This window comes from Pallidibacillus pasinlerensis, from assembly GCF_009996845.1.
GTDB lineage: Bacteria > Bacillota > Bacilli > Bacillales > Caldibacillaceae > Pallidibacillus > Pallidibacillus pasinlerensis.
On sequence record NZ_JAACYS010000003.1, the window covers coordinates 61,575 to 76,555 of the forward strand.

Consider the following 14,981-nt stretch of genomic DNA (forward strand, 5'->3'; position numbering starts at 1 on the left):
AGAAGAGATATGCTAACGAAGAAGGAAATACGATATTGTTTAGATGAAATCGCACGTATGTTTCCGGATGCACAATGTGAATTAAATCATCGCAATCCTTTCGAACTATTAATTGCAGTAGTTTTATCAGCTCAATGTACGGATGTATTAGTAAATAAAGTGACGAAAACTTTATTTGAAAAATATAAAACACCTGAAGATTATTTAAATGTACCATTAGAAGAATTACAACAAGACATTCGTTCTATTGGACTATGGAGAAATAAATCGAAAAATATTCAAAAACTGTGTAAAATGCTCATTGAAAAATATGACGGAGAAGTTCCTGCTGACCGTGATTTATTGATGGAATTGCCAGGTGTAGGTAGGAAAACAGCAAATGTTGTTGCGTCTGTTGCTTTTAATATACCTGCCATTGCTGTTGATACCCATGTGGAAAGAGTAAGTAAGCGCCTTGGCATTTGCAGATGGAAAGACTCGGTTTTACAAGTGGAAGAAACGTTAATGAAAAAAGTACCTAAGGAAGAATGGGGGATTACACACCATCGTTTAATTTTCTTCGGTAGGTATCACTGTAAAGCTCAAAATCCAAATTGTTTAGAATGTCCGCTATTATCTTTATGTAGAGAAGGGAAAAAGCGAACGAAAGGTCTTGAACGATCAAATGAAACAAAATAATGAACTGCAACATCCGATTTTTGATAAAAATGGATTAAATACTAAAGATCTTTTTCCTGACGAATATAATTATTTATCAAGAGGGAATTCCATTAATGTTTATCCCTGGGACAATGAAGAACAATCATTAAAACAATTAGTAAACAGTTGGGAAGAATTAAAAGTGGAAATAGAAAATGGATTTCATGAAAGAAAAAGAGATGTTATTCAAACGAAGATGGTTGAAGCTTGCAGTTTATATATAAAACTACTTTTTTGGTCAAATAAGAAACCTGTATCTTTAATAAATTTAAATGATAAATTAAAAAATTTAACCATTAAACCTATAAATGTTGTTGATCGACTGACTTTCATATTAGAAAATCCATTTCTTTATCCGTCCTTTCTTCAACTTTCTGAGTTATTTATTGAACAACAAAAAGCTTATTATCGTAACAAAATAATGTCTAACAAAAAAGAGTGAATCGAACTTAATCGATTCACTCTTTTTACGTTATTCAGGTTGATCTTCACCAGTGTCATTATCATTTCCGGCTACATTATCATTGTCATTCCCGTCTCCTTGACTTTCGTCATTTCCAGAGTCATTATTGCCATTTTCGTTTCCTTGACCATTGCCGTTTCCTGACCCATTATTTCCATTACCATTCCCTTGGTTGGAATTACCTTTTTCATTATTATTTCCATTACTGTTTCCGTTATTGTCGTTCTCATTTTTGTTTCCTTGATTCTTATCATCGTTTGCCCCATTATCCGATTGATCCCCGTTTTCAATGTCTTCTATAAAGGCTGATAAATCTAGAGTAACACTGGCAGGGTCGCTCTTATTGTTATCAACTAACGCATAAACGGTAAACGTATATTTTAATCCAGGAACTACATTTTCAACCTGCAGACCTTTTTTCTTCGTAGTACTTATTAATTCCTCGCTAGATCCATCAATTGAGACATATACTTCGAAGGAGACATCATTTAATTCAGAACTATATTCCCAATTTAATGTTGCTTTTTGTGCATTTTCGTTATAATCCACACTTAGACTTGTAATTGCAGGAATAGAATCGAATTTTGTTGAAACTTCAGTAGGCTCCGTTCCTTTAACAAAATATTCATAATAAATCTCACTTTCAGGAGTAAATGGACTTGCCTTCTTCGGTGGATTTGAACCTTTCTCAATTGCAACTTTTACGACACTATCTGGTTGTTTGAAATCAGGTGTATCAATACCATCATGCATATAAGTCATTAGTTCTTTAAATAGTGAGCGAGAAAGTCGTGTATCTGGGCTATATAATGCCTGTTCACGTTTTGGATAACCAACCCAAATTGCTGCTGTATAATTTGTCGAATATCCTGCAAACCATGAATCTGGTACACCACCACGACCAATATTCCATCTTGCTTTGTCTTTATCTGAATAGTTTGAAGTACCAGTTTTTCCAGCAATTGGTACACCAGGTACACGAGCACGAGTTCCAGTACCACTTGTTACAACATCCTTAAGCATATCTGTTATTAAAAATGCCGTATAATCTTGCATTACTCGTTTTGATTTTGGTGACATATCAATTTCTCTTCCATCAGGAAGAACAATTTTCCGGATCGCATGTGGTTCATTGTAAATTCCCTCATTCCCGAAAGTTGCAAAAGCTCCTGCTAATTCGAGTGGGGATAAACCATATTGCCAGCCACCGAGTGCATAAGATTCCACAACAGATTCATCTGGTTTAAAAGTAATACCGAGATTTTCAGCAAATTCCTTTGATTTGTCCATACCTACTTCTTTTAATGCTTTAACAGCTGGTATATTTCGTGAATGTGTTAAATGATAACGAATAGTTTGGTTACCAGAATAACTACCATCCACATTTCGAATATTAATGTCTGTACCAGTATATTTCATCGGTTCATCTTTAATAATATGTGCTGGTGACCATTTGAAATGCTCAATTGCTGGACCATAACTCATAATTGGCTTTACGGTAGATCCGGGTTGTCTTTCCGTATCAATCGCATAGTTAAACCCACGTTTAACCGTTTGGTTACGGCCACCACCAATCGCTCGAATTTCCCCATTTTTCGTATCAGTTAAAATAATTCCAGCCTGAATTTCTTCATCTGAAAATTCATCATTATTATTTAATAAATCAAACACTTTGTTTTGTGCATTTCGATCCATAGTTGTATAAATTTCTAAACCGTCAGTATAAATGTTATATCCAAGCTCTTCAACTTCATCAATTACTTTATCAATAAACGCATCGTAAGGTGTATCATCGATAGCAATTTCTTCTTCGCTAACGACTAGAGAAGAAACATGTATATTTTGCGCATCTTTCATTTCTTTTTCTGATATAAAACCATGCTGATGCATTAATCTTAATACGATATTTTTTCGTTCATCTGCTAAATCAGGATTTACTAATGGATTATAAGCATTTGGACGTTGCGGGAGACCAGCGATAACAGCTGCTTCTGGTAACGTTAATTCGTCTAACGATTTACCAAAATACGTCTCACTTGCTTTCTTAATTCCATATACGTTTCTTCCCATATTTACTTTGTTTACGTACATTTCAAATATTTCTTCTTTTGTAAAATGCTGCTCTAATTGAATGGATAACCATGCTTCTTGTACTTTTCGTTTCATTGTTTTTTCATTTGATAAGAACGACAACTTCACAACTTGTTGTGTTAACGTTGAAGCACCTTGAGAACCATAACCATCGGTAATATTACTTAAGACAGCACCACCAAGTCTAATTAAATCAATTCCGCTATGTTTAAAAAAGCGAACATCTTCTGTAGCTAAAATTGCATCGCGAACGAGATCAGGAATTTCTTCGAATGAAACTAAATCTCGTTTTTCCGTCCCTAATTCTGTAATTTTTTCTTTATTCATATCATAAATCGTTGACGGAACGGAGTCTTTTAATGCTGCAGCATCAAATTTAGGCGCATCACTTATCCAATATGCTACAACACTTACACCTGCTATTAGACCAATAAATCCTATTACAAGTAGGGTTAAAAAGATTCGTTTAGCAATTGTTTTAAAGGATTTTTTCTCTTTGTTTCCAGTATTTCTGGATCTTCTATTTCTACTTTTCTCTTGTTTTGCTTTTTCGCGTCTTTCAGTTCTTGATTTATATTGTTCTGACATAGTTAATCTTCCTTTCATTCCAACTATTATAGTGATTCACTATATGATGGAATTTAAAGTAACAAATTCATTAATAGATATAATCTAGTTCTATTATAAACAGAAAAAAATAAAAAACTATTAGAAATGAATATTTAATACTTTAATCATAAATTTGATCAATAACTTTTAAATAATCAATACGAGGATGAATGCCAAGAGGAATTTGATGTCCATATTGGACAAGTTCATCTTTTGCAATTGATTTTCTTCCACCATTTTCCATCCGCTCCCAAAATTGTAATAAAAACCTACCTTCAAGTAGAAAAACTTCCTCTGTCGTTGAAAAGCGAATGATAACAAATGATATCCCATTACATGCTATCACTTGTCTAATATGCTCAATTTGGTGATGATGAAAGTTTTGTAACGGTATGGATGTTTTACTTTTCGTTTCTTTTGCTTCAAAATCAATATATTTTCCTTTATATACCCCGTTATAATCGGTTGTGGACGGCGTTTTAAAATAAGCTTCCTTTATTACTGCTTTACTCCGTTGGGGATAGTCTACTTTCACAATTTGAATAGGAGTCGGTTTTTTATGAATAACCGCAATCTTATTAGCTAAATAATATTCATTAGATTCATTTAAATCTTCTTCCAAAGTCATACCACGATTACCATATTGGTAATTTTTAAGTTTTGATTCATTTTTTGTAGGTTTAAAAACTTTCCCGTTTGGATAACGTATTTCCATTTTTTTCACCTCAAGTCTTACTAGACCGTCAATAGAAGGAGTGAAACTGAATTGCTTTCTGATTTCGAAAAGCGAATTATAAAGATTGTTAAAAGAAAAACAAGGAATGGTAACATAGATAATATATCACGAACTAATCAATATGAGCTATTTTATTTCTGTTACAAAGAGATAAAATGGTCACTACTTGCTAGTCTAGTTTCTCGAAACACTGGCTGGAATATGTGTGACCTTGAAGGTAATCGATTAGCAAAGACTATGTCTAATACATACAGACAAACTTTATTTTTAATGTATGAGCGGGCGAATTGGCTTATATATAATGATGCCTTTCCGCAATTATTACTCTACCATTATTCGACGAAATATGGTCAGCCAATGTTTCATTTATTACGATATTTTCATGTTTCGGAATTTATGATTAAAGAGTGGCAGAGGTTTTGGGAAAATCGGGATGAAACTAGATTGCTCTATGCTTTGATAATTAATGAGCAAAATTTAATTCAAGCACCCGTAATAGATAACCAAGTGTACCATATAAGTATTATTAAATCACTACCCTTTCAATTACAAGAATGGCTCCATTTTTATGTTATTTTTTTCCAACGTTATCCGGTAAAATATATGGTGCAACGATGAAAAAGTTTCAAAATTTAAATGTAAGAATAGAATTTGGTAAAAATTTATCAAGGATATTATTTTCGTCAGGTCAAACACAAAAGTTTATTCAATTTGTTAAGAAAACACCTCATACTGGGTCGCGTTATGATTATGAAAAATATTTTAATGAAAAAAGGGTAAGGGATACGCCATATTTACGAATGAAATTTCCAATAATTGAACATTTGCCTGAATATGGAATTTCATGGGATCAACAGAGGAAGGTCAAAAAAACTTGGTTTAATCCACCTAAACTTAAAGATGAAATAGAGATAACAAATTGGTATAAAAAGAAAATGGTTGAAATGTCATTATTACACAATGTTAAAGAATGGCAAAATTTGAATGAATAAAAGAGCAGGTGTTATTCCTGCTCAAACATTTACGTTGATGGGCGGTTTGGTCCTTCTAATTTTGGATTACCTTCAGCTGCTTTAGTATAAGCTCGATTTTCTTTTTCTGCACCTTTATTTTTCTTCTTCTTTTTCGCCACGTCTACACCTCCTAACATTCCATAGTATGAACAAATCAGAAATTATCATTCTTCGACAAATCATTATGAAGTTTTGTCAAATAAAGACTTTCTTTAGCGAATCTTTTCTAGTTTTGTCAAGGGAGAAGGAAGTTTTTATAGAAAATAGAAATAGGTATTTAAAGCCGTTTATTGGAGGGATGATAATGACCAAACCGATAATGAAATCGCATGTTGTATTAAATCGCTTAAGTAAATTAGAAACGGAATTAGAATTGTTAGAAAAAAAGTTAATTAAAGTAATGAAGAATAGCCGTAATGAAATAATTGAAGAGCGAAAAAATTCTATCGGAAAACTTGAAAGGGAGCTTGGGGAAATATTGGATGAATATTTTCGAAATTATGAAAAAAAGGTAGTTTAACATTCAAACTATGTAGAGATATAAATGCCTATTATTTATTAGGTCCTCTTTTTTTGTGGTATTCTTTAATTGAGGTGACATCTATGGACCATTTATCAACAAAAAATGCAACATTAAAAATGAAAGAGTACTTAACTCAAATTAATAATAACTATGATACTGTCCGTGAAACAGGCGTTGAACAAGATTTTTATACAGTGATCCAACCTTTTGTCGATGAAGTGTTCGATTTTACAGACAAATGGCTTGAGTTAGCGAGGGAGTGGGTCACTGAAAATCAACCGAAAAATTTATTTGTCCAACAAGTTGAAGCTTGTTCTGACAATATAAAGGAAATATGTGCTCAATCGTTTTTTGTAAAAACAAGTTATGCGAGGTTTAAGCACTCTGTTAATTCCATAAATTATACATTAGAAAAACTATTAACAGAAATTAACAAAAAACAAAAAGTATAAATTCACAAATTTAGATAATTACACATAAAATAATGGGGAAAAGTAGGAGGGGCTTGCGATGTATATGAACAGAAATGGAATGTCCTACCGATATTTCCCTAGACAATTACCGCCTTATTTACAAAATCAACATCCTTTTCATCCTGTACCTATCAATACAATGATGCCTTCACAAGTTGGACCAATGATAACACAAGGAATTTCACCTATGGTTAATTTGGGATATCACGATTATCTACAACGACCACCAACTGAACAATTTCCAATTCAAGTTTTATTTGATAACCCTTTATATCCAGTTTATAATTTCGAAAATTTCGATCCGTTTGCAATGAATAAACAAATTCAACAACATTTACCTCCATTAGAACAACAGTCAAAAGTGGAAACGAATGGAATTATGAAATACTTTAAAACTCAAGATGGCACCGTTGATTTAAATAAAATGTTTACCACTGCTGGTCAATTAATGGGAACATTAAATCAATTACAAGCGTTTATTAAAGGATTTAAGTTTATGTTTAAATCATAATTATAGGGCATACCTTACTAGAAATTGTAACGGCATGCCCTGTTATTTTTTTATTCAATATCAATCAAATTTCCTTTTTGTTTAGGTACGGTCACTGTCAATAATCCATCACGATACGTTGCTTTCGTTCGATTTTCTAATACGGGATGGTAAAACGGAATTGTCCGACTTACTTGAGAGTATGACTTTTTATTATGTGTGTTTTTTGTATTGTCATTTTTGATTGTTTCAACTTCTGAATGATAAACAGTAATTGTTAAACGATTGACCATTGTTTGTAGATGAATTTGGTCTTTACTTACGCCGGGTAATTGAGCATACACGATATACTTATCCTCTTCTTCTTGAACATCTACTCGAAAGCGCGGTTTAAAATAATTGATTTGGAATAATTCATCAATACTTTCTAATAAATTCCTGAAAGGACGATCTTGGAAAATTGGATAAAAATTAAACCATTCCTTTAAAGGATCATCAGGAAGATTTGACTTTTTAGAATGATCATTACTCAAGTATGATTCACCTCGCTACATATTATTTTTTGCTATAATATATGAATAAAAAATATGTACGTGAAAAGCATTCGCTTATTTTAATAAAGAGAGCTTTTCGTGTATTGTATAAATTTTGAGTATAGAACACATATTCGTTATAATAGCAATTAAGAATAATAGAACATATATTAGGTGAAAAATATGCTTGGAAAACAAAATTTACAAGATTTAATTGATTGGATGAAAGCAAATAAAAATATATATGAAAATATTACCCATTGGGAAACGATTGAAGGAAAGAAGGCAAATTTTGTTCCGTTTCCAGATAACCTCCATCCAAAATTAAAAGAAGCTTTAATAAATCGTGGTATTAATTCTTTATACAGTCATCAACGTGAAGCTTTTGATATAGCAATGAAGGGTGAAAACTTTACGGCTGTAACTCCGACTGCCAGCGGAAAAACTTTGTGTTACAATTTACCAGTTTTACAAACGATTTTAGAAAATAGTGAGGCAAGGGCTCTATACATGTTTCCAACAAAAGCCCTTAGTTATGATCAAAAAAGTGAATTAAACGAACTAATTGAAACAGCTGAAATAGATGTGAAGTGTTACACATATGATGGTGATACACCGGCAAATATTCGACAAAAGGTGCGAAAAGCAGGCTCTATAGTTATAACAAATCCAGATATGCTACATTCTGGGATTTTACCACACCATACGAAGTGGGTATCCTTATTTGAAAACCTTAAATTTGTTATTATTGATGAACTACATATTTATCGTGGGGTTTTTGGTAGTCATACTGCAAACGTTATTAGGAGATTAAAAAGAATATGTGAGTTCTATGGAAGTAATCCTGTGTTTATTTCAACATCGGCAACAATTGCCAATCCGAAAGAACTTGCAGAAACATTAACAGGTGAAAAAACAAATCTAATTGACAACAATGGTGCACCAAGTGGAAAAAAACATTTTGTTTTTTATAATCCGCCGATTGTAAATAAACCACTTAATATAAGGCGAAGTGCTACATTGGAGGTACGGAAACTTGCCAGTGAATTTTTGAAAAATAAAATTCAAACGATTATTTTTGCAAGAAGTCGAGTTCGAGTAGAAATTATTTTAACGTATTTACAAGAGCTAGTTAAAGATAAAATTGGTGCAAACGGTATCCGTGGTTATCGTGGTGGATATTTACCAACGGAGCGAAGGGAAATTGAAAAAGGGTTACGAAATGGAGAAATATATGGTGTTGTTTCAACTAATGCCTTAGAATTAGGGGTTGATATTGGCCAATTACAAGTGTGTATCATGACCGGTTATCCTGGCACGATTGCTAGTGCTTGGCAACAAGCAGGACGGGCTGGAAGAAGAAATGATGAAGCGTTAATTTTATATGTGGCTAGTTCAACACCTCTTGATCAATATGTAATCAATCATCCTGAATACTTTTTTAAACAATCTCCAGAAGTAGCCAGGATTAACCCAAATAACTTAATTATACTCGTTGACCATATTAAATGTGCTGCTTATGAGTTACCTTTTAAGAAAGGGGACACATTTGGCGGTATTGATGTTGAAGATGTTCTTGATTATTTACTAGATCAAAAAGTATTAATCTATAGTGGAAATAAGTATCATTGGATGAGTGATTCGTTCCCAGCGCATAATATTAGTCTTCGTTCGGCAGCACAGGAAAATGTCGTTATTATTGACCAATCAGATATAGCGAATGTAAAAGTGATTGGTGAAATGGATACTTTTAGTGCAATGACATTACTCCATGATGAGGCAATTTACCTTCATCAAGGAACACAGTATCAAGTTGAAAAACTAGATTGGGAAGAGAAAAAAGCTTTTGTGAGAGAAGTGAAAGTAGACTACTATACTGACGCAAACCTTGCCGTCCAATTAAAAGTATTGGAAGTAGATAAAGAAGCCGAATATGAAAAAACAATTGTTCAATATGGTGATGTTGCCGTTCAAGCAATGGCGACAATTTTTAAGAAAATTAAATTTGAAACCCATGAAAATATTGGGTCAGGTCCAATTCATCTACCGGAACAAATTTTACATACGACAGCGACATGGATTTCTTTAAAAAATCAATTAACTGAATTAAATGAGGAACGGATAGAGGAAGGGTTGCTAGGTTTGACGCACGCCTTAAAAAACATTGTTCCGATGCATGTCATGTGTGACCCGAAAGACATATTTGTTGTTCCCCAAGTAAAAGCAAGTCATAATGAAAAACCAACAATCTTTTTATACGATCGCTATCCAGGTGGTGTTGGTTTAAGTGAGGGAATTTATTCAAGAATAAATGACATATTGCTTGAAACAAAGCATGTTATTTATTCTTGTCCATGTGATTCTGGTTGTCCATCTTGTATCGGTACTGATGTTTTGTCAAATACAGGTAAATCCGATTCTCTCCTTTTATTGGATTATTTCATAGAAGAAACGGCTGGGTAAGGTGAGAAAATTGAAACTAAAAGCAAAACTGAAAATGTATGAGTCATATTTGACACAAGAAGAACCGAAGGACCAAGTGGAACCTAAACAAAATATCGAAATTCCTCATTTAGAAAAATGGGCAAGCTTTGACACATCTCCTTATTTTTTAGATAATGAGTATTGTTTAATTCGAAAAAAAAGATATCCTATTCATACGAAAAGAGGAAAGTATACATTTAATGACTTTAAAACAGCTGTTTCTGCTTGGCAAAAGACGAATATTGAACATCCTTTGTCTACGAAAGGCTTTCAACCAACTGATTTATTTTTCTTTGATACAGAAACAACAGGATTAGGTGGCGGTGTTGGTAATACGATATTTTTACTCGGCTATGCTTATTTTGAAAATGACGAGGTTGTCGTAAAACAACATCTATTGCCTGAACCTGGGGGAGAAATTCCATTATATGATAGTTTCCTAAAATCAATCGATTACACCACCCTTGTAACGTATAACGGAAAAGCCTTTGATTGGCCACAAGTGAAGACACGTCATACCCTTGTCCGAGAACATGTACCGAAATTACCACAGTTCGGACATTTTGATTTATTACATGCATCTCGTCGTCTTTGGAAAGGGGAATTAGAATCTGTAAAATTATCAATTGTTGAAAAAGAAATTCTTGGCATTGAACGAGAAGATGATGTGCCGGGGTTTCTTGCACCGATGATTTATTTTGACTTTGTGGAAACGAAAAATGTAGACGGTATTATGAAGATTATGGAACATAATGAAGATGATGTCCTTTCCTTAATCGCTTTATATACGCATATTTCATTTCAACTGTTAGGACTTGATCGGGAACAATCGAAAACAGAACAAATACAAGTTGGTAAATGGTTCTCATCATTAAATCAATCTAAACAGGCAATTAAACTTTACGAACAAGCTCTTGATAATTTTGACGGGAAAGAATCATGGCAGGCTAAATATGATCTTGCTATGCAATATAAAAAACAAAAACAAATTGAACATTCGCTACCGCTTTGGAAAGAAATTATTGACGAGGGTAGAGGAATTGTTAAAGTTAAATCAACAATTGAGTTGGCTAAGTACCTAGAACATAAGCGGAAAAGTTTCCAAGATGCAATTAATGTGGCAAGAGAAGGATTATATGAATTAAAAAGAATTAAAAAGATAAGTAATACATTTCCAGAAAATTTGCAGGAAGATTTACAAAAACGTATCGGTCGCTTACAAGAAAAAATCCAAAAGAAATCTTATAATTCCTCATTAGATTAAATTATTATTAGGTATAACTGCAATGGATATTTCCAAAAGTTCAAAAAATTTCCCTGGCAAGCGCAAAATCCTACAAAAAGAACACTTTTATTAGCCGTTTCGACAAAAATTGGGAGAAATGGCTGATTTTTTATAGATATGAGGATTGCATAAGCTAGGCTTTCTTATTACAATTGAATTTGTTTATAATGAAATAACGAAGGTAGTGATTTAATATGCATCGTGCCTTACTGTATTTATTTTTCACGATTATTATTGCTGTAATGTTAGTATTTTCAATTTTCCAAGATGAAATGCTTCTTTTATTATAAGAAATAGGTGGACAATATGCAAAATAGGTGTTTTCATTAGTACATGTATCCCCGATATTTCATAGGTTATTAGTGTATAATCTATTCTAATGATTGAAAGGGGAGTTAATGTATGCCAGCATTTTCGTGCAATCAAATGCCACCGATGGGTAATCAACAAGGAATGATGCAACAGACAGGTTTTGGTCCAGGAATGGCACCGACAACTGGCTTTGGACCAGGTTTCGGACCAGGCCCTGGTTTTGGCCCAATTGCTACTAGCCCAGTAAATGTGTTTCCACCTAATGTTGCACCACCTGTCGTATCACCAACAAAGCAATTTGTAAATACTAATCAATTCACTACTATTGTCCCTCACATTCATCCATCACATACAACAACGGTAAATAAACACAAGTTTATTCATGAGCACTATTGTCCACACACAGAATCGTGTGTAAATGAAGTAAGTCATCAACATGTAAATTGTGGCTGTCCACGTCCAATGAAACCATTTTGTGGTTGCTAAAAATTTGAATTATTGGAATAAACAATGGTCCTGTATCATAAATAGGTACAGGACCTAAAGATTTTATATATTATAAAATTTAATTTGTGAAAAATATATATTACTTTTTTAATTGTATAATGTATAATATGGATTGCAAGTGTGATTTAGTGAACAGATTATTACTTACATAAGGGTATTCGACATATTGGTAAAATTGACAAATCTTCATATTTTTGAAAAAATATTATTAATGAACAAGATCGGGGTGTTAACTTTGCTACCAAATAATATTCAATTAACTGCAAAAGACATTCTTGAAAAAGAATTCAAGACGAGTATGCGGGGTTATAATCAAGAAGAAGTAGATCAATATTTAGACATAATCATTAAAGATTATGAAATCTTTACTAAATATATTGAAGAATTGCAATTAGAAAATCAAAAGCTTAAAAAACAATTAGAAGAAGCACGCAAACAACCAGCTCAGCCAACAGGAGCTACAAACTTTGATATATTAAAACGATTAAGCAATTTAGAAAAACATGTTTTTGGGAATAAATTGCAAGACTAACTTTTAAAATAGAATAATTAACCATTGAAATATTCCTGTTGTTTGTTTATACTTACATAGTGTCAGGCGTTAATAACGTTCGGGTAATCGCGGTGCTTCATTTGAAGCGCTGAGGAAAGTCCATGCTCGCACGGTGCTGAGATGCTCGTAGTGATCGTGCCTGGCGAAACAATAAGCCAGGGCAGTCTGGTTTCGACTGGACTGACGGCAGGGAACGCACCTAAGTCCAATTGGATATGGTGCCAGTACCTTGAAAGTGCCACAGTGACGGAGCCTTGGAAGAAATTCCAAGGGTGGAACGAGGTAAACCCCACGAGCGAGAAACCCAAATTATGGTAGGGGAACTTTTCCTGGGGAAATGAACCTAAGGGAAAGGCAAGGGTTTAATACTCTTGCAGATAGATGATTACCGCCGGAGTACGAGACGAAAGTCGTATGTAGTACGAAGGAACAGAACATGGCTTACAGAACGTTATTAACGGTATGAAAACTTTTTCATGAGGCTGTCTCATAAATTACGGATCTTCCGTTATGAGACAGCCTTATTTTGTTTACAATATGAATAATGTTTTTACTAGAGGTGAAATGATGTCAAAATATAAAATACTAGCAACAGCACCAATGGGAATTGAATCGGTTGTTGCAAAAGAAGTACGAAACTTAGGTTACGAATGTCAAGTTGATAATGGAAAAATTATATATAGAGGCGATGAATCGGCTATTGCTCGCAGTAATCTTTGGTTACGAACGGCAGATCGAGTAAAAATTATTGTGGGTGAATTTAAAGCCAGGACATTTGACGAATTATTTGAAGGTACAAAAAAACTTCCTTGGGAACAATTTTTAAATGAACATAGTGAATTTCCTGTATCCGGAAAATCAGTAAAATCAACATTACATAGTGTACCAGATTGTCAAGCAATTGTGAAAAAAGCTATCGTTGAACGATTAAAATCAAAATATAAACATGTAAGCTGGTTTGAAGAAAAAGGACCAAAAGTGCCAATCGAAGTTTCCATTTTGAAAAATAAGGTGACATTAACTATTGATACTAGTGGGGAAGGTTTACACAGGCGCGGGTACAGGATTTCACAAGGTGGTGCACCAATAAAAGAAACTTTAGCAGCAGCCTTAGTTCTTCTTACGAATTGGACACCAGACAAACCATTTGTCGATCCATTTTGTGGCTCGGGAACAATCCCGATTGAGGCAGCATTAATTGGTCAAAACATAGCCCCTGGTTTTAACCGAGATTTCATAAGTGAAAAGTGGCACTGGATGAAGGAATCGGTATGGGATGAAGCTCGCAATGAAGCCGAAGATTTAGCTAATTATGACCAAGAGCTAACCATTTTCGGATCTGATATCGATCATAAAATGGTTAACATTGCTAAAGCAAATGCATTGGAAGCAGGTCTGGCTGATTTAATCCAATTTAAACAAATGCAGGCAACTGATTTTCATACAGATTTAAAATATGGGGTGTTAGTCGGTAATCCGCCATACGGAGAGAGACTTAGCGAAAGGGAAGCAGTTGAAAATTTATACCGAGAAATGGGACAGGCATTTCAAAGGTTAGATACGTGGTCAATTTATATAATTACTTCCCATGAAGGATTTGAAGAACTTTACGGTAAAAAAGCTACAAAAAAACGAAAGCTGTTCAACGGTTTTATAAAAACGGATTATTACCAATATTGGGGTCCTCGACCACCGAAAAATTTCGAATAAATTAACACAAAAATGTAATGTAATAACTATAAATATAGAGTTAAAATATAATGTTCATAAATAAAAAGGCTGTCCAACAAAAGAGTTGATTTGATATCGAGTTACCGGCGAAATCGTCCGTAACAGATATAGATGGATAATACATCGTTACTCTTTGCATTTAATGGATAGTCTTAAAGTATTTTTTCGGAATATTCTGTTACAAAAAGGTAAAATAATGATTTTTGTAGAATATGTAAAATAAAGGAATATTTCCATTTTTCATGACTATAATATTTATTATCAAATTTAAGGAAGGGGTGGAATATGTATAGAGATAATCGTATGAATTTTGACCAAATGTTAAAAGCGATTGAAACTGCATACGAACATTTACAAAATGATGAATCTGCACAAGAAGCTATTCAATCATTAAAAGAGGCAGAACAAAATATACAACAAGCAATAAATTTCAATTTATCTGCTCCAATTTTTAGGACACATCAATAGAATGGAGGCTA

Annotated in this window: 14 protein-coding genes, 1 other RNA gene and 1 pseudogene; 13 read left to right on the forward strand and 3 right to left on the reverse strand. The window is 33.4% G+C overall.

Going from position 1 to position 14,981, the window contains the following annotated elements; translation table 11 throughout:
- Positions 1 to 9 precede the first annotated feature (9 nt).
- Together nth and GW534_RS01310 are read left to right on the forward strand one after the other, a co-directional pair.
- Positions 10 to 678: an endonuclease III gene (gene nth / locus GW534_RS01305; protein WP_161919249.1), complete on the forward strand. Its 669-nt coding sequence runs from the start codon at positions 10 to 12 to the stop codon at positions 676 to 678.
- Positions 665 to 1,141 (forward strand): YpoC family protein, encoded by a 477-nt coding sequence (locus GW534_RS01310; RefSeq protein ID WP_161919250.1) that lies wholly within the window; start codon positions 665 to 667, stop codon positions 1,139 to 1,141. Before nth ends, GW534_RS01310 begins: the two co-directional genes overlap by 14 nt.
- A 30-nt stretch (positions 1,142 to 1,171) precedes the next feature.
- Here GW534_RS01310 and GW534_RS01315 read toward each other — a convergent pair whose 3' ends face one another.
- Positions 1,172 to 3,841: a PBP1A family penicillin-binding protein gene (locus GW534_RS01315; RefSeq protein WP_161919251.1), complete on the reverse strand. Its 2,670-nt coding sequence runs from the start codon at positions 3,839 to 3,841 to the stop codon at positions 1,172 to 1,174.
- 142 nt (positions 3,842 to 3,983) lie between these two features.
- Positions 3,984 to 4,577 carry a Holliday junction resolvase RecU gene (recU, locus tag GW534_RS01320; RefSeq protein ID WP_161919252.1) on the reverse strand — a complete coding sequence of 198 codons (594 nt, stop codon included), beginning with the start codon at positions 4,575 to 4,577 and terminating at the stop codon, positions 3,984 to 3,986.
- Between the two features lie 51 nt (positions 4,578 to 4,628).
- Between recU and GW534_RS01325 the strand changes: the two are divergent.
- The 4 genes and pseudogenes from GW534_RS01325 to GW534_RS01340 all read left to right on the forward strand — a co-directional run bounded on the left by GW534_RS01325 (position 4,629) and on the right by GW534_RS01340 (position 7,118).
- Positions 4,629 to 5,590 (forward strand): annotated as a pseudogene (locus GW534_RS01325) (DUF2515 family protein).
- A gap of 325 nt (positions 5,591 to 5,915) precedes the next feature.
- The gene (locus tag GW534_RS01330) at positions 5,916 to 6,131 is read left to right on the forward strand and encodes a hypothetical protein (RefSeq protein WP_161919253.1); all 216 of its coding nucleotides are present in this window, start codon (positions 5,916 to 5,918) and stop codon (positions 6,129 to 6,131) included.
- A gap of 83 nt (positions 6,132 to 6,214) precedes the next feature.
- Entirely contained in the window at positions 6,215 to 6,586 is a 372-nt protein-coding gene (locus tag GW534_RS01335) for a YppE family protein (protein WP_161919254.1), read from the forward strand.
- Between the two features lie 58 nt (positions 6,587 to 6,644).
- The gene (locus tag GW534_RS01340) at positions 6,645 to 7,118 is read left to right on the forward strand and encodes a YppG family protein (RefSeq protein ID WP_161919255.1); all 474 of its coding nucleotides are present in this window, start codon (positions 6,645 to 6,647) and stop codon (positions 7,116 to 7,118) included.
- 50 nt (positions 7,119 to 7,168) lie between these two features.
- Here the strand turns inward: GW534_RS01340 and GW534_RS01345 are convergent, their stop codons facing one another.
- Positions 7,169 to 7,630 (reverse strand): Hsp20 family protein, encoded by a 462-nt coding sequence (locus GW534_RS01345; RefSeq protein WP_161919256.1) that lies wholly within the window; start codon positions 7,628 to 7,630, stop codon positions 7,169 to 7,171.
- A 183-nt stretch (positions 7,631 to 7,813) separates the two neighbouring features.
- Here GW534_RS01345 and GW534_RS01350 point away from each other — a divergent pair, with 183 nt between their 5' ends.
- The 7 genes from GW534_RS01350 to GW534_RS01380 all read left to right on the forward strand — a co-directional run bounded on the left by GW534_RS01350 (position 7,814) and on the right by GW534_RS01380 (position 14,970).
- The gene (locus GW534_RS01350; RefSeq protein ID WP_161919257.1) at positions 7,814 to 10,093 is read left to right on the forward strand and encodes a DEAD/DEAH box helicase; all 2,280 of its coding nucleotides are present in this window, start codon (positions 7,814 to 7,816) and stop codon (positions 10,091 to 10,093) included.
- A 1-nt stretch (position 10,094) separates the two neighbouring features.
- Positions 10,095 to 11,378 (forward strand): ribonuclease H-like domain-containing protein, encoded by a 1,284-nt coding sequence (locus GW534_RS01355; RefSeq protein WP_407670424.1) that lies wholly within the window; start codon positions 10,095 to 10,097, stop codon positions 11,376 to 11,378.
- A 423-nt stretch (positions 11,379 to 11,801) separates the two neighbouring features.
- Entirely contained in the window at positions 11,802 to 12,197 is a 396-nt protein-coding gene (locus tag GW534_RS16875; RefSeq protein WP_407670425.1) for a CotD family spore coat protein, read from the forward strand.
- A 232-nt stretch (positions 12,198 to 12,429) separates the two neighbouring features.
- Complete coding sequence (gene gpsB, locus GW534_RS01365) at positions 12,430 to 12,750, forward strand: cell division regulator GpsB (RefSeq protein WP_407670426.1); 321 nt, start codon at positions 12,430 to 12,432, stop codon at positions 12,748 to 12,750.
- A gap of 75 nt (positions 12,751 to 12,825) precedes the next feature.
- Positions 12,826 to 13,220: RNase P RNA component class B (gene rnpB / locus GW534_RS01370), an RNA gene on the forward strand.
- A 118-nt stretch (positions 13,221 to 13,338) separates the two neighbouring features.
- Positions 13,339 to 14,481, forward strand: a complete 1,143-nt coding sequence (locus GW534_RS01375) for a THUMP domain-containing class I SAM-dependent RNA methyltransferase (protein WP_161919258.1) — start codon at positions 13,339 to 13,341, stop codon at positions 14,479 to 14,481.
- A gap of 306 nt (positions 14,482 to 14,787) precedes the next feature.
- On the forward strand, positions 14,788 to 14,970 hold the full coding sequence (locus tag GW534_RS01380) for a hypothetical protein (protein WP_161919259.1): 183 nt from the start codon (positions 14,788 to 14,790) through the stop codon (positions 14,968 to 14,970).
- The last annotated feature ends 11 nt before the right edge of the window (positions 14,971 to 14,981 follow it).

Coding starts and splice junctions, on each gene's coding strand:
- nth (WP_161919249.1), top strand. CDS start 10: ATGCTAACGAAGAAGGAAATACGATATTGTTTAGATGAAATCGCACGT.
- GW534_RS01310 (WP_161919250.1), top strand. CDS start 665: ATGAAACAAAATAATGAACTGCAACATCCGATTTTTGATAAAAATGGA.
- GW534_RS01315 (WP_161919251.1), bottom strand. CDS start 3,841: ATGTCAGAACAATATAAATCAAGAACTGAAAGACGCGAAAAAGCAAAA.
- recU (WP_161919252.1), bottom strand. CDS start 4,577: ATGGAAATACGTTATCCAAACGGGAAAGTTTTTAAACCTACAAAAAAT.
- GW534_RS01330 (WP_161919253.1), top strand. CDS start 5,916: ATGACCAAACCGATAATGAAATCGCATGTTGTATTAAATCGCTTAAGT.
- GW534_RS01335 (WP_161919254.1), top strand. CDS start 6,215: ATGGACCATTTATCAACAAAAAATGCAACATTAAAAATGAAAGAGTAC.
- GW534_RS01340 (WP_161919255.1), top strand. CDS start 6,645: ATGTATATGAACAGAAATGGAATGTCCTACCGATATTTCCCTAGACAA.
- GW534_RS01350 (WP_161919257.1), top strand. CDS start 7,814: ATGCTTGGAAAACAAAATTTACAAGATTTAATTGATTGGATGAAAGCA.
- GW534_RS16875 (WP_407670425.1), top strand. CDS start 11,802: ATGCCAGCATTTTCGTGCAATCAAATGCCACCGATGGGTAATCAACAA.
- gpsB (WP_407670426.1), top strand. CDS start 12,430: ATGAACAAGATCGGGGTGTTAACTTTGCTACCAAATAATATTCAATTA.
- GW534_RS01375 (WP_161919258.1), top strand. CDS start 13,339: ATGTCAAAATATAAAATACTAGCAACAGCACCAATGGGAATTGAATCG.
- GW534_RS01380 (WP_161919259.1), top strand. CDS start 14,788: ATGTATAGAGATAATCGTATGAATTTTGACCAAATGTTAAAAGCGATT.